General features: G+C 66.4%; 11 protein-coding genes. 7 read left to right on the top strand and 4 right to left on the bottom strand.

Going from position 1 to position 13,322, the window contains the following annotated elements:
• Positions 1-74 precede the first annotated feature (74 nt).
• Complete coding sequence (locus FYK34_RS17010) at positions 75-3,572, bottom strand: indolepyruvate ferredoxin oxidoreductase family protein (RefSeq protein ID WP_149298475.1); 3,498 nt, start codon at positions 3,570-3,572, stop codon at positions 75-77.
• Positions 3,573-3,931: 359 nt separating this feature from the next.
• Between FYK34_RS17010 and rarD the strand changes: the two genes are divergently transcribed.
• The 5 genes from rarD (at position 3,932) to FYK34_RS16985 (ending at position 9,009) form a co-directional block, all read left to right on the top strand.
• The gene (gene rarD, locus FYK34_RS17005) at positions 3,932-4,843 is read left to right on the top strand and encodes an EamA family transporter RarD (RefSeq protein ID WP_149298473.1); all 912 of its coding nucleotides are present in this window, start codon (positions 3,932-3,934) and stop codon (positions 4,841-4,843) included.
• 196 nt (positions 4,844-5,039) lie between these two features.
• Complete coding sequence (locus FYK34_RS17000; RefSeq protein WP_149298471.1) at positions 5,040-5,366, top strand: hypothetical protein; 327 nt, start codon at positions 5,040-5,042, stop codon at positions 5,364-5,366.
• Between the two features lie 49 nt (positions 5,367-5,415).
• Entirely contained in the window at positions 5,416-5,694 is a 279-nt protein-coding gene (locus tag FYK34_RS16995; protein WP_149298469.1) for a hypothetical protein, read from the top strand.
• Complete coding sequence (locus tag FYK34_RS16990; RefSeq protein ID WP_168209783.1) at positions 5,688-6,986, top strand: GNAT family N-acetyltransferase; 1,299 nt, start codon at positions 5,688-5,690, stop codon at positions 6,984-6,986. Before FYK34_RS16995 ends, FYK34_RS16990 begins: the two co-directional genes overlap by 7 nt.
• A 148-nt stretch (positions 6,987-7,134) precedes the next feature.
• Positions 7,135-9,009: a M3 family metallopeptidase gene (locus tag FYK34_RS16985; RefSeq protein ID WP_149298465.1), complete on the top strand. Its 1,875-nt coding sequence runs from the start codon at positions 7,135-7,137 to the stop codon at positions 9,007-9,009.
• A gap of 82 nt (positions 9,010-9,091) precedes the next feature.
• Here FYK34_RS16985 and FYK34_RS16980 read toward each other — a convergent pair whose 3' ends face one another.
• The 3 genes from FYK34_RS16980 to FYK34_RS16970 all read right to left on the bottom strand — a co-directional run bounded on the left by FYK34_RS16980 (position 9,092) and on the right by FYK34_RS16970 (position 11,075).
• Entirely contained in the window at positions 9,092-9,637 is a 546-nt protein-coding gene (locus FYK34_RS16980; protein ID WP_149298463.1) for a hypothetical protein, read from the bottom strand.
• A gap of 60 nt (positions 9,638-9,697) precedes the next feature.
• Positions 9,698-10,558 (bottom strand): D-hexose-6-phosphate mutarotase, encoded by an 861-nt coding sequence (locus FYK34_RS16975; protein WP_149298461.1) that lies wholly within the window; start codon positions 10,556-10,558, stop codon positions 9,698-9,700.
• Positions 10,559-10,634: 76 nt separating this feature from the next.
• Entirely contained in the window at positions 10,635-11,075 is a 441-nt protein-coding gene (locus FYK34_RS16970; RefSeq protein WP_149298458.1) for an Mpo1 family 2-hydroxy fatty acid dioxygenase, read from the bottom strand.
• An 87-nt stretch (positions 11,076-11,162) separates the two neighbouring features.
• Here FYK34_RS16970 and hutC point away from each other — a divergent pair, with 87 nt between their 5' ends.
• Together hutC and hutI are read left to right on the top strand one after the other, a co-directional pair.
• Positions 11,163-11,879, top strand: coding sequence for a histidine utilization repressor (hutC, locus tag FYK34_RS16965; RefSeq protein WP_196782526.1), 717 nt, complete (start codon positions 11,163-11,165; stop codon positions 11,877-11,879).
• Between the two features lie 162 nt (positions 11,880-12,041).
• Positions 12,042-13,283 carry an imidazolonepropionase gene (gene hutI, locus FYK34_RS16960; RefSeq protein ID WP_149298454.1) on the top strand — a complete coding sequence of 414 codons (1,242 nt, stop codon included), beginning with the start codon at positions 12,042-12,044 and terminating at the stop codon, positions 13,281-13,283.
• Positions 13,284-13,322 lie beyond the last annotated feature (39 nt).

Genomic DNA, 13,322 nt, shown 5'->3' with positions numbered 1-13,322 from the left:
GCTCATGCCAATTATTGGTATGCCAAAAAAATAGCGCCGGCAAGCCGGCGCTGAAAGCTGCGGAAAACGGGTGATCAGGCCACGGCGGCCTTGGCGGCCGGTTTGCCCGGCTGAGCGGGCTGGCCTTGCAGCTCGGCCTGGCGGGTCTTGGCCTGGCGGTAGTTGGCCAGCTTGATGTGGCCGAAGCCGCGCACGCCTTCCCAGGTCTTGACCCACTCCACGGCCTGCGACAGCGCGGCCGGGTTCAGTTTGGCCAGCACGGCGGGCAGCTCGCGCTCGAATTCAGCGATCAGCTGACGCTCCAGTTTGCGGTCTGCCTGCCAGGCGAACGGGTCCAGCGCGCTGCCGCGCAGGAAGCGCAGCTTGGCCAGCAGCTTCATCGCCGGCATCAGCCATGGGCCGAACGGGATTTTCACCGGCTTGCCGCCGGTGAGCCAGGCCACGCCGATATGGAAGCGCAGCTTGTAATCGCCTTCAAACTGGCTGGCCACGTCGCGCTCGAACTCGCCGTCGCTGTACAGCCGCGCCACTTCGTACTCGTCCTTGTAGGCCAGCAGATGGTAGTAGGCGCGGGCGGCGGCCAGGGTCAGCGCGTTGCTGCCCGGCTGGGCGGCTTCCTCGGCCTGCTTCACCTGCTGCACCAGCGCCTTGTAGCGTTCCGCCAGCGCCTCGTTCTGGTAGGCGGCCAGCAGGGTGGCGCGGTGATGCACCACGGCGTCCGGCGTTTCGCGCGGCACGAATTGCACCACGGCGCTGGGCGTCACCAGCGCTTCCACGCGCGCCTGGTCGTGCGCGGCGTGGCGGCCCCAGCTGAAGGCGTCCTGGTTGAACTTGACCGCGGCGCCGTTCAGCCGCACCGCTTCCATGATGGCCTCCAGCGACACGGGCACCAGGCCCTTCTGCCAGGCGTAGCCGAGCATGAACATATTGCTGGCGATGGCGTCGCCCATCAGCGCGGTGGCCAGCTTGTTGGCGTTGACCTCGTTGAAGCGGCCGGCGCCGACGGATTCGATGATGGCATCCTTCATCGCCTTGGCCGGGAAGCGCACGTCGGGGTTCTTCAGGAAGGCGCTGGTCGGCGATTCGTAGTTGTTGACGATGACGTGGCTGAAGCCCTCGCGCATCTTGGCCAGCGCTTCCTCGGCGGCGGTCACCACCAGATCGCAGCCCAGCACCAGGTTGGCGTCGCCGGCGGCGATGCGCACGGCGTGCAGCTTTTCCTGGCTGTCGGCGATGCGCACGTGCGACCACACCGAGCCGCCCTTTTGCGCCAGGCCGGCCATGTCCAGCACGGTCACGCCCTTGTTGTCGAGGTAAGCCGCCATGCCCAGCACCTGGCCGATGGTGACCACGCCGGTGCCGCCGACGCCGGTCACCATGATGCCGAAGGGCTCATGCACGGACGGGATCTTGGGTTCCGGCAGGGCAGGCATCTTGGCCAGATCGGCGCTGGCGCCCGCCGGCTTTTTCAGCTTGCCGCCTTCCACCGTGACGAAGCTGGGGCAGAAGCCCTCGACACAGGAGTAGTCCTTGTTGCAGCTGGATTGGTCGATCTTGCGCTTGCGGCCCAGCGGCGTTTCCTGCGGTAGCACGGACAGGCAGCCGGACTTCTTGCTGCAGTCGCCGCAGCCTTCGCACACGCGCTCGTTGATGAAGGCGCGCTTGGCCGGGTCCGGAAACTCCTTGCGCTTGCGGCGGCGGCGCTTTTCGGCGGCGCAGGTCTGGTCGTGGATCAGGATGGTCACGCCCTCGATCTCGCGCAGTTCGCGCTGCACGCGGTCCAGCTCGCGGCGGTGGAACACGTCCACGCCGGCCGCCAGGCCTTCCTTCAGGCCGTGCGCGGTGCGGTATTTGTCCGGATCATCGCTGGTGATGACGATGCGCTTGACGCCTTCGGCCGCCAGCTGGCGCGTCATCATCGGCACATCCAGATAGCCGTCCACGTGCTGGCCGCCGGTCATCGCCACCGCGTCGTTGTACAGGATCTTGTAGGTAATGTTGACCTTGCCGGCCACTGCGGCGCGGATGGCCAGGATGCCGGAGTGGAAGTAGGTGCCGTCGCCCAGATTGGTGAAGATGTGCTTGGTGGTGGTGAACGGCGCCTGGCCCAGCCAGGTGATGCCTTCGCCGCCCATCTGGGTGAAGGTCTTGGTGTTTTCCGGGCTGATCCAGTGCGCCATGTAATGGCAGCCGATGCCGGCCACGGCGCGGCTGCCTTCCGGCAGCTTGGTGGAGGTGTTGTGCGGGCAGCCGGAGCAGTAGTGCGGCACGCGGGCGATGGATTCGCGCGGCTGCACCAGCTGGGCTTCCTTGTCTTCGTAGAACTTCAGCCGGTCGTGGATCACCGGGCTGTCGTAAATCTTGGCCAGGCGGCTGGCGATGGCGCGGGCGATCATGGCCGGGGTCAGCTCGCCGGCGGCCGGCAGCAGCCAGTCGCCATGCGGCAGCGCCCATTCGCCTTTTTCGGCGAACTTGCCCACCACGCGCGGGCGCACGTCGTCGCGCCAGTTGTACAGCTGTTCTTTCAGCTGGTATTCGATGATCTGGCGCTTTTCCTCGATGACCAGGATTTCCTCCAGGCCCTCGGCGAAGTGGCGCACGCCTTCCGGCTCCAGCGGCCACACCATGCCCACCTTGAAGATGCGCAGGCCGATTTCCGCCGCCTGCGCTTCGCTGATGCCCAGGTCGTCCAGCGCCTGCATCACGTCCAGATAGCTCTTGCCGCAGGTGATGATGCCCAGGCGAGGCTTGGGCGAGTCCAGGGTGATGCGGTTGAGCTGGTTCTCGCGGGCGTAGGCCAGGGCGGCGTACAGGCGATGGTGCAGCACGCGCTTTTCCTGGGCCAGCGGCGTGTCCGGCCAGCGGATGTTCAGGCCGTCCTCCGGGATGGGGAAGTCCTGCGGTATCTTGAACTGGAAACGCTCGGGCGAGATGTCGACGATGGCCGAGCTTTCTATGGTGTCGGTGATGGCCTTGATCGACACCCAGCAGCCGGAATAGCGGCTCATCGCCCAGCCGTGCAGGCCCAGGTCCAGCACTTCCTGCACGCCGGACGGGCTCAGCACCGGGATCATGCTGGCGGCCAGGATGTGGTCGGACTGGTGCGGGAAGGTGGACGATTTGGCGGCATGGTCGTCGCCGCAGACCAGCAGCACGCCGCCGTGCTTGGAGGTGCCGGCCACATTGCCGTGCTTGATAACGTCGCCGGAGCGGTCCACGCCGGGGCCTTTGCCGTACCACATGGCGTAGACGCCGTCGTACTTGGCGCCTTCGAACATATTGACCTGCTGGGTGCCCCACACGGCGGTGGCGGCCAGGTCTTCGTTGAGGCCGGGATGGAACACGACGTTGTGTTCGTCCAAGTGCTTCTTGGCCTTGAGCATGGTCTGGTCGACATTGCCCAGCGGCGAGCCTCGATAGCCGGTGACGTAGCCGGCGGTGTTCAGGCCGGCGGCCTGGTCTAGTTGCTTCTGCAGCATGGGCAGGCGCACCAGCGCCTGAATGCCTGTCATCAGTACCTGGCCGGTGGGGGCGGTGTATTTTTCTTCCAGGTCTGCATGGCGGATTGACATGGTTTCTCCTCCTGTCGTGCTCGCTTGTGGCGATCAGCCCTTGGGCGGCCTTGTGGGCGGCGTGTTCCGGGCGCTTGCTGCGCTGGCAAACGTCATCGGACACTTTATTTTTATACCGTGTGCCCAGGGTATGCGCGGCTGACGCAGCTTAGAGTGTTCACCCTAATGCCGCCAGACTATAGTTTACGTTTACGTCAACGTCAAAGAGATCGAACGCGACGCTGCCCGGACTGCGGTTTATGTGCCATTGCAACAAGCATGCTGTTAAGCGCTTGTAAACGCTGTGTGCAGGCTGCGCGGCTTATCCGGGCGGGGCAAAGCGGTTAAGCTGACCTTCGAAAATTGTTTCAGGAATTTCCGTGTCAGTCTCTTCTTCAAACGGCGATAACCGCGGCGTGTTGTACACGGTGGGCGCCTTCGTCTGCTGGGGCCTGTTTCCCTTGTACTGGAAACCGCTGCACGCCATCCCGGCCTTGCAAATTCTGTGCCATCGCATCGTGTGGTCGGCCTTGTTCGTGGCGCTGATCCTGTCCGCGCTGGGGCAGTGGGGCGAACTGCGCGAGGCCTTGCGCCGGCCGCGCCAGCTGGGGATTTTCGCCCTGTCGTCCAGCGTGCTGTCGCTGAACTGGCTGATCTATATCTGGGCGGTGAACGCCGGCCATGTGGTGGAGGGCAGCCTGGGTTACTTCATCAATCCGCTGGTCAATGTGCTGCTGGGGAGGCTGTTTCTGGGCGAACGCCTGAGCCGGCCGCAGACCCTGGCGGTGGGGCTGGCGGCGGCAGGCGTGGCCTGGCTGACCTTCAGCGCCGGCGCCTTGCCGTGGATCGCGTTGTCGCTGGCCGCCACCTTCGGCGCCTACGGGCTGCTGCGCAAGATGGCGCCGCTGGCGTCTTTGCCGGGCTTGGCCTTGGAGACTTTCCTGATGTCGCCGCTGGCCCTGGCCGCGTTGCTTTATTTTGCCTGGCGCGGCGACGGCGCCTTCGGCCACCTGGGCTGGAACCGCGACCTGCTGCTGATGGGCGCGGGCGTGGTGACGGCGGTGCCGCTGCTGATGTTCGCCGCCGGCGCGCGCCGGCTGAAGCTGGCCACGGTGGGCGTGATCCAGTACATCGGTCCCACCATCCAGTTGGCGCTGGGCGTGCTGCTGTTCGGCGAGCCGTTCGATGCCAGTCGCGCCCTGGGTTTTTCCCTGATCTGGGCCGCGCTGCTGTTGTATTCGCTGGCTGGCCTGCGCGAAGTGTGGCGCGGAAGACGCACCGCCAGCGTGTGAACCCTGATTTTCCCACCCACTGCGCCCCGCCCTGCTGCGGGGCTTTTTTTCGCGTGCGACTGCGTATGTCTACGTAATTTCCGACGGACGGTAGCCGATCCGCCCGCCAGTGTCGGCCTGGCCTGGCCTATAACCGGAGAAAGCTCGCCCCGGCGGGAAAGTCCCGCCGGCGACGCGGTGGAAAGGAGAAGCAATCATGACCCTCTACCTCCTTGGCCTGGTGTTCTGCCTGACCGATATCGGCACGCGGCTGGCTCTGCGCACCCGTTCCTGGCGCGCGGTGGAACTGACCCTCGTGGCGGGCCTGGCGCTGGCTTGGCTGCTCTATCCCCGGCTCAGCGATTGGGCGGTGCCCCTGATGCCGAGCGAGCAGGGCATGTGGCTGTACGCGACGCTGGTAGGCCTGCAATTGGGCCTGATGGACGCGGTGCTGCGCACCAGCTTGGGGCGCTGGCGGCTGGCGTATCTGCGCGCGCATGCCATCAAGGGCGTGCGCAAGCATGAGGACATGTTTGTTGAATGATTTAAATGCTTGACGGATAAAGCGCGCGGCGGCAGACTGCGCGCACTCCATGCCGCGCGCCTTCAAGCGCGGCGTTGGTTTGTTCGGCCAGGCGGCAAGCGCCGGCCATTGTTCTTTATCGTTCTTTACAGGTAACGCCATCATGGCATCGTTCTTTATGGTTCTGTCGCGCCATCTGCTGCGCGACATGCTGGGCGACGAAGCGCGCCCTGCCGATGCGGCCCTGCGCCGCGACATCTCTTCCACCGATCCCCGCGACGGCGACGAGCGCCTGCGCCTCATGTTGCGCCTGGAGCAATGCCGTCTGGAGAAGGGCGGCCTATGCTGATTCTTCCCTTGATTTCTCCGCGGCTGGAATTGCGCGACTTCCGCGAGGATGACCTATCCGGCTACCAGGCGCTGCGCGCCAGCGCCGCCTTTGGCCGCCATTATCGGCGGGACGAGGTTTCCCCCGCGTTTTCCGCCATGCTGTTGCGGCGTTTCATCGAGCAGCAGGGCGCGCCGCGGCGCAACTGGCAGCTGGCCATCATCCGGCGCGACGACGGGGAGCTGATCGGCTCCGTCGGCCTGCGCGACGGCGCGGCGGCCGGCGTGGCCAGTTTCGGCCTGGAGCTGGCCGAGTCGTCTTGGGGCCAGGGGCTGGCGCGGGAGGCGGGCCGGTTGTTGCTGGACGCCGGCTTCAACCAATTGGGCCTGCGCCGGATCGAGGCGGATACCGCCGAGGGCAATCTGCCGGCGCGCCGCCTGGCGGCCAGTCTGGGGTTTGTGGAAGGGCCTGCGCGCGATGGCAGGGCGACGCTGGCCCTGAGTTTGGCCATGCCAGGCGCGGAGAGCGACTGGCGGCTGGAGGGCGGCGTCTTGAACCGGCTGGACGGCTGTTGGCGCGTTTTGACGCCGGGACAGCCGGGCTATTACTTCGGCAATGTCTTATGGCTGGACCATGCGCCGGCGGAGCAGGCGCGCGCGGATTGGGAGCGGCGTTTCGACGCCGCCTTCGCCGATGCGGCGGGCGTCCGCCATCGGACCTTGCTGTGGACCTTGGACGAGGCGGGCGGCGCGTCCCGCTATGCCGAGTGGACGGGGGCGGGCTATCGCTACGAGGAAAACGTGGTCTTGCTGTTGAACGAGGCCGAGTTGCGGCCGGTTCCGGCCAGCGCCGGGCTGGCCCTCCGGCCCTTGGCCGGGGAGGGCGACTGGCGGCAATGGCGCCAGTTGATGGCCGATACGCGCGCGGCAGGCCACGACGAGGCCGATTACCGCGCCTATCTGCAGGGCCGGGAGCGGCGCTTCCTGGCGCTGGAGGCGGCCGGCCAGGGCTATGTCTGGGGCGTGTTCGACGGCCAGGCGCTGCTGGGCAGCGCCGGCCTGTTCCTGCTGCCCGGCATGGCGCGCTTCCAACATGTGGTCACGGCGCCGCATGTGCGGCGGCTGGGCCTGGCCAGCCAGCTGATCAGCCATCTGGCGCAATGGGGGTTGCAACGGACCTCGCGGCTGCTCATCGTGGCCGATGCCCATTATCACGCGTTGGACTTATACCGGAAGCTGGGCTTTGTCGAGGCTGCGCGCGAGGCTTCGCTGTGCTGGTGGCCAGCGCTGGACCCTATAGACCAGCAATGCTGATAACTCATGTTTTTCTTGTGTTAAATGAAGTAAATTCTTGACCTTGTGGGGTGTTTGAAATGAGACTTGCTCATGCATGCCGTCGTCCTTTTCGACGGCGGGAAGCAAGCCGCCACCCGAGCGGCCACACCCTCAAGGAGAAATGGGAATGACTGCACTGGCAGCGCTGCGCCGCGAGTTCGACGCGCTCAATCACGATTACCTGGCCGTGCACAAGGCCAAGGAAGACTTGTTCTGGGACACCTATATGGCGGTGTCCGACGACGACGCCGGCTTCGCCCGCGCCGAGGCAGCCTACAAGGATTTCATTTCCAGCCCGGCGCGGCTGGCGCGCGCCAAAGACGCCATCGCCGAGCTGCAGGCCCTGCCGGCCGACGCCGAGCGCGATGCCTTGCTGCACGGCTTCAAGGGCTGGCTGGCCGTGTTTGAAAGCAACATCATCGAGAGCGACGAAGCGCGCCAACTGATGACCGAGCTGGTGGAGCTGGAGGCCGAGCTGTTCGCCAAGCGCCGCGCTTATAAGATGCATCACCTCAACGAGGCCGGCGAGCGCGAAGAGGCGACGCTGAGCATGCTCAGCACCAACTTGGGCACCAACCGCGACGAGGCGGCGCGCAAGAGCTCGCTGGACGCTTACCTGGCGCTGGAGCGCTGGGCGCTGGACAACGGCTTCCTCGCCATCGTCAGCAAGCGCAACGCGCTGGCGCGCAGCCTGGGCTACGCCGATTATTTCGAATGCAAGGTCAAGAAAAACGAGCAGATGACGCCGGATCAGCTGTTCGCCATTCTGGACGATTTCGAGGCGCGCACCCGCGACGCCAACCAGCGCGCGCTGGATGCATTGAAAGCCAAACACGGCGAGACCGCGCTGTCGGGCCACAACCTGCGCTTCCACATGAGCGGCGACGTCACCCGCCAGATGGACCCCTACCTGCCCTTCGCCAAGGCGGTGGAGCGCTGGGTGATGAGCTTCCGCCGCCTGGGCATCCAGTATCGCGGCGCCACCATGCAGCTGGACCTGGTGGAGCGCGAGGGCAAGTATCAGAACGGCTTCTGCCACGGTCCGATCCCGGCCTTCTATGACGGCGCCCAGTGGGTGCCGGGCCAGATCAACTTCACCGCCGAGGCCACGCCGGACCAGGTGGGCAGCGGCGCGCGCGCCATCAACACCCTGTTCCACGAAGGCGGCCACGCCGCGCACTTCGCCAATGTGACGCAGAATTCGCCGTGCTTCTCGCAGGAGTTCGCGCCCACTTCCATGGCTTACGCTGAAACCCAGAGCATGTTCTGCGACAGCCTGCTGGAAGACGCCGACTGGCTGAAGCGCTATGCGCGCAACAGCAAGGGCGAGGCCATCCCGGACGAGCTGATCCGCGCGCGCATCGAGGCGACGCAGCCGTTCGCCGCCTATGCCGAGCGCTCCATCGCCGTCGTCGCTTATTTCGAACGCGAGCTGTACGCGCTGCCGGAGAGCGAACTCTCCGCCGAGCGCGTGCTGCGGCTGGCCCGCGATTGCGAGAAGCGCATCCTGGGCGTGGACGTCAGCCCGCGCCCGTTGATGGCCATTCCGCACCTGCTGAACCAGGAATCGGCCGCGGCCTACCACGGCTATCTGCTGGCCAATATGGCGGTGTACCAGACCCGCGCCTACTTCATCGGCAAGTTCGGCTACCTGACCGACAACCCGGCCATCGGCCCGCTGCTGGCCGAGCACTACTGGGGCCCGGGCAACAGCATCAACCACAACGCCACGCTGGTGCGCCTGACCGGCGAGCCGTTCAACGCGCGTTACCTGGCCGACAGCTGCAACCAGAGCGCGGCCGAGGCCTGGGCCGAGGCGCAGCGGCTGATCGCCGATGCCGCCGCGCGCGACTATCCGGCGCAATACCCGGCCGATCTGGACGCGCATATCCGCCTGGTGCACGGCGCGGAGCGGATCGCCGACAACGCGGCCGGCGACGCGGCGATGTTCGACCGCTTCGAGAGCTGGGTGGCCGCGCATTACCCGGCCAGCGTGCATTGAGCGCGAGCGGTAAATCAAACCAAACGGCCGGGATGCGTCCCGGCCGTTTTTCATTGCTGCCTTGCGCGCCGCAGCGGCGGCGTTATAGCTGGCGGTAGATCAGCCGGCCTTCCAGCAACAGCTCGGACGGGGTCAGCCGCAGATTGCCGCCGGAGGTGGCGCGGTCGAACACGAAGCGCTGGCCCTGGTATTCGATCCAGGCGCAGATCGGTTCGCCCTGGAAGCGGCCCAGGATTTCCTCGGAGCGGACCACCTCGGCATCGGCCGACAGCATCAGGCCCTGCGCCGGCTCAGCCTCCACTTCCCAGCTGTCGTTGTCCGCCGGCTGCGGATCATGGCGGGTGGCGGTGCGCAGCCAGAGCCGGAACATCCACAGGGGCAGCATCACGCGGTGCACGCGCTTGTCGTCGGTGATGACGCAGGCCACCGGGAAGGTTTCGCCGCATTTGGGGCACTGCGCGTCGGCGGACAAGAAAATCTTGCCTTGCATCAGGCTGGCGATGCCCTCCATATGCTCGGCGCCGACCATGGCGCGGCATTGCGGGCAATGCTTGCCGAAGCGGCGTACGCTGTTGCCGTTGGCAAAGGTCAGCGGGAGGAAGCGGGATATCTTGTCTGGTCGAGCCATTGCTGCGGTGTCCGGTGAGCAGGAAAACGCCGCCGTATCGCCACGGCGGCTAGTCAACGATTATAACGCCTCGCCGCTGCGAGAGAAATCCAGGCGACAGGCCAGCACATGGGTTGCGCCCGGGGCCAGCTGGCGGGCGTCGTCGCCGGCGTTGGCGGTTTCCACGCAGACGAAGCACCGCCAGTCCTCATCCGGCAGATCCGCCAGCCGCGCGGCCTTGGCCGGCGCGGGGTTCCACACCACGGCGCTATGGGAGCCAGCGCTGGCGATGCGCACCTCGCGCCGCCAGCCGGCGTCGGCGAGGGTGATGGCCGCGCCGCGATAAACCAGCAAGTCCACCTCGCCGTTGAAGCGGAAGGGCTGGGCCGGCAGGTTGAGCCGCGCGTCCGCCACCTTGTCGTGCGCCGGCGCGCTTTCCAAGCCCAGCAGGCGGACTTGTTCGATGTCCGACACCGCGAAATAGCTATGCAGCGCGGCGCTGACGGTTTGCGCGGACTCGCCTTGATTCATCGTGGCCAGCGCGATGTCCACGCCGTCCGGACCGATGCGGAAGGTCAGCTTGGCGGCCAGGCCCTCATGGCGCGGGCCATCCAGTTCCACGTGGAACACCGCGCCGTCGCGGCGGGCCTCGCTCAGGGACCAGACTTGCTGGCGCGCCACGCCGTGCGCCGGCTGGCCGGCGTCGGACGGATGCGCGCCGAACCAGGGCCAGCATACCGGCACGCCGCCGCGTATCGCCTTGCCTGGCTGATAGGCGGTTTGCGGCGACAGGTAGAACAGCGGCGCGTCGCCGTCGCGCCGGTAGTCTATGAGTTGGCCCCCCAGCAGGGCGATGCGGGCGGAGAAGCCGTCGCCGGCCAGCAGAATCTGTTCGACGCCCGGCGCCAGTTCGGCCAGGCTCATTCCTTGCGGATAGGACATGCGCGCTCCATCGAAGTCCATCAAAAGCTCGATGATAACGCGCAGCCGTTACGGCGCGCTGCGGCGGATCAGCTTTTCAGTCTATCAGCCCCAGTCGCCGCCACAGCGCGCGCAGCGTCCACAGGGGGCCGATCAGCAGGAATTGCAGGTCTTGAGTAAAGGAGGGCTTGCGGCCTTCGCGCGCGTGGCCCAGAAACTGGCCCACCCAGGCCAGCGCGAACACCAGCAGCGAAGCCTGGCCCAGCGGCAGGCCGGCGCTTTGCGCCAGGGTCAGCAGCAGCAGCGCCAGGCTGCTGAGCAGAGCCATCACCAGCGCGGCCTGCTGCGACAGCCGCCAGTACCAGACCACGCCGGCCAACACGGTGAGCCAGGCCCAGGGCAGCGGCCCGGGCAGCACCATCAGCATGCCCAGCAGCGATAGCGCGATCAAGGGCACGCACAGCTTGTGCATGGCGATATTGAAAGGATGGCGGTGGCTTTCGTCGTAAGCCGCCAGCCATTGCGAGAGGGTCATCATGGCCTGCCTCCGGTTTTCTGCGCTGGATCATCCAGCGATGCGGCCGCTCGCGCTACAATCGGCCATTCTCTAATCCATGGAGCCACGGTGTCAGACGCCCCGCAACCCCGTTATCAACGGATCAAGGACTACATCCTGTCCGGCATCCGCGACCGCCATTTCCTACCCGGCTGCAAGATTCCGCCGGAACTGGAGCTGGCGCGCCAGTTCGGCGTGTCCCGCATGACGGTGAACAAGGCGGTGCGCGACCTGGCCGAAGCCGGCATTCTGCTGCGCTTCGCCGGCGACGGCACCTATGTGGCCGAGCGCAAGGCGGAATCGCCGCTGCTCGACATCAACAATATCGCCGCCGAGATCGAGGCGCGCGGCCACAGCCACACCGCCCAGGTGATTCTGCTGGAGGCGCTGCCGGCCAGCGAGGAAGTGGCCTTGCGGCTGAGCGTGCGCGCCGGCGGCATCGTCTATCACTCGCTGATCGTGCACTGCGAGGACGACGTGCCCATCCAGTTGGAAGACCGTTACGTCAATCCGGCTTTCGCGCCGGACTATCTGAAGCAGGACTTCAGCCAGCGCACCCCCAACGACTACCTGATGCAAAGCTGCCCGCTCACTGATATTGAGCATAGCGTGGAAGCCGTGCTGCCGGGCGTGGCGGAGCAGGCCTTGCTGGGCATCGCCGCGGCGGAGCCTTGCCTGCTGGTGCTGAGGCGGACGTGGTCGCACAAGAAGCTGGTCAGCTTCGCCCGGCTCACCCATCCGGGGCTGCGCTACAAGCTACGTTCGCAGACGCGGGTGAAAAAGTAAATCTGTATATACAATTTGCACAGGTTTAGACAGGCTGCCCATGGGCAGCCTTTTTTATTGCCGTGCAACATCAAGGATTTGTCGGTTTTTTTACAAGCAGCCCGCTTGACAGCGGCAGGCCATGCGCGTAATTGTATATACAAATCACTGCGCGAGACCGTCATGCCGCCGATTCACGCCCACCGCCCCAGCCTGTGGCTCAATGCCAGGCTGGCCACCATGGACCCCGTCCACGCCGCGCCTTACGGCGCGCTGGAAGGCCACGCCTTGTTGTTGCGGGACGGCCACATCGAGGCGGTGCTGCCGCAGGCCGAGGCGGACGCCGCGTCTTTCGACGGCGAGGTGTTCGACTTGCAGGGCCGCTGGATCACGCCGGGCTTGATCGACTGCCACACCCATCTGGTGTACGGCGGCAGCCGGGCGGCGGAATGGGAAAAGCGGCTCGCCGGCGTGCCTTACCAGCAGATCGCCGCCGAGGGCGGCGGCATCGTTTCCACCGTGCGCGCCACCCGTTGGCTGGACGAAGAAGAGCTGGCCCTGGCCAGCCTGCCGCGGCTCAAGGCCTTGATGGCCGAGGGCGTGACCACGGTGGAGATCAAGTCCGGCTACGGCCTGACCCAGGCCGACGAGCTGAAGCAGCTGGCCGCCGCGCGCCGGTTGCAGGACTCCTTGCCGGTGGAGGTGGCCGCCACCTTGCTGGCGGCGCACGCGGTGCCGCCGGAATACGCCGGCGACGCCGACGGCTATGTCGACCTGATTGTCGAATCCATCCTCCCAGTCGTCGCCCGCGCCGGTCTGGCCGAAGCGGTGGACGCGTTCTGCGAATCGGTGGGCTTCAGTCCGGCGCAAACCCGCCGCGTGTTCGAGGCGGCGCGCGCGCACGGTTTGAAAGTGAAGGGCCATGTCGAGCAGCTGTCCAATCTGCATGGCGCGGAGCTGGTGGCCGAGTTCGGCGGCCTGTCGGCCGACCACATCGAATACCTGGACGACGCCGGCGTGGAGGCGCTGCGCCGCGCCGGCACCGTGGCGGTGCTGCTGCCCGGCGCCTTCTATTTCCTGCGCGAGACGCAGAAGCCGCCGGTGGACAAGCTGCGCGCCGCCGGCGTGGCCATGGCGGTGTCCACCGATCTCAATCCCGGCACCAGCCCGTTCGCGTCTATTCGCCTGGCGATGAACCAGGCTTGCGTCTTGTTCGGCCTGACGCCGGAAGAGGCGCTGGCCGGCGTCACCCGCCACGCGGCGCGGGCGCTGGGCCGCGGCGACACCCATGGCAGGCTGGCCGCTGGCTGCGTGGCGGACCTGTTGGTGTGGGACATCGGTCATCCGGCTGAAATCGCCTACAGCGTGGGCGTGCCGCTGCTGAAGCAGCGCGTGTTCCGCGGCGCGGCGCAATCTATCGACTGATCATCGTTCGGCCCGCCGGACGCCAGCGCGCTTCCGGCG

Origin of the sequence: Chromobacterium paludis (genome assembly GCF_008275125.1) — a bacterium.
Lineage (GTDB): Bacteria > Pseudomonadota > Gammaproteobacteria > Burkholderiales > Chromobacteriaceae > Chromobacterium > Chromobacterium paludis.
This window is presented reverse-complemented; position numbering and strand designations above follow the sequence as displayed.

Coding starts and splice junctions, on each gene's coding strand:
- FYK34_RS17010 (WP_149298475.1), bottom strand. CDS start 3,572: ATGTCAATCCGCCATGCAGACCTGGAAGAAAAATACACCGCCCCCACC.
- FYK34_RS17000 (WP_149298471.1), top strand. CDS start 5,040: ATGACCCTCTACCTCCTTGGCCTGGTGTTCTGCCTGACCGATATCGGC.
- FYK34_RS16995 (WP_149298469.1), top strand. CDS start 5,416: ATGCCGCGCGCCTTCAAGCGCGGCGTTGGTTTGTTCGGCCAGGCGGCA.
- FYK34_RS16990 (WP_168209783.1), top strand. CDS start 5,688: ATGCTGATTCTTCCCTTGATTTCTCCGCGGCTGGAATTGCGCGACTTC.
- FYK34_RS16985 (WP_149298465.1), top strand. CDS start 7,135: ATGACTGCACTGGCAGCGCTGCGCCGCGAGTTCGACGCGCTCAATCAC.
- FYK34_RS16980 (WP_149298463.1), bottom strand. CDS start 9,637: ATGGCTCGACCAGACAAGATATCCCGCTTCCTCCCGCTGACCTTTGCC.
- FYK34_RS16975 (WP_149298461.1), bottom strand. CDS start 10,558: ATGTCCTATCCGCAAGGAATGAGCCTGGCCGAACTGGCGCCGGGCGTC.
- FYK34_RS16970 (WP_149298458.1), bottom strand. CDS start 11,075: ATGATGACCCTCTCGCAATGGCTGGCGGCTTACGACGAAAGCCACCGC.
- hutI (WP_149298454.1), top strand. CDS start 12,042: ATGCCGCCGATTCACGCCCACCGCCCCAGCCTGTGGCTCAATGCCAGG.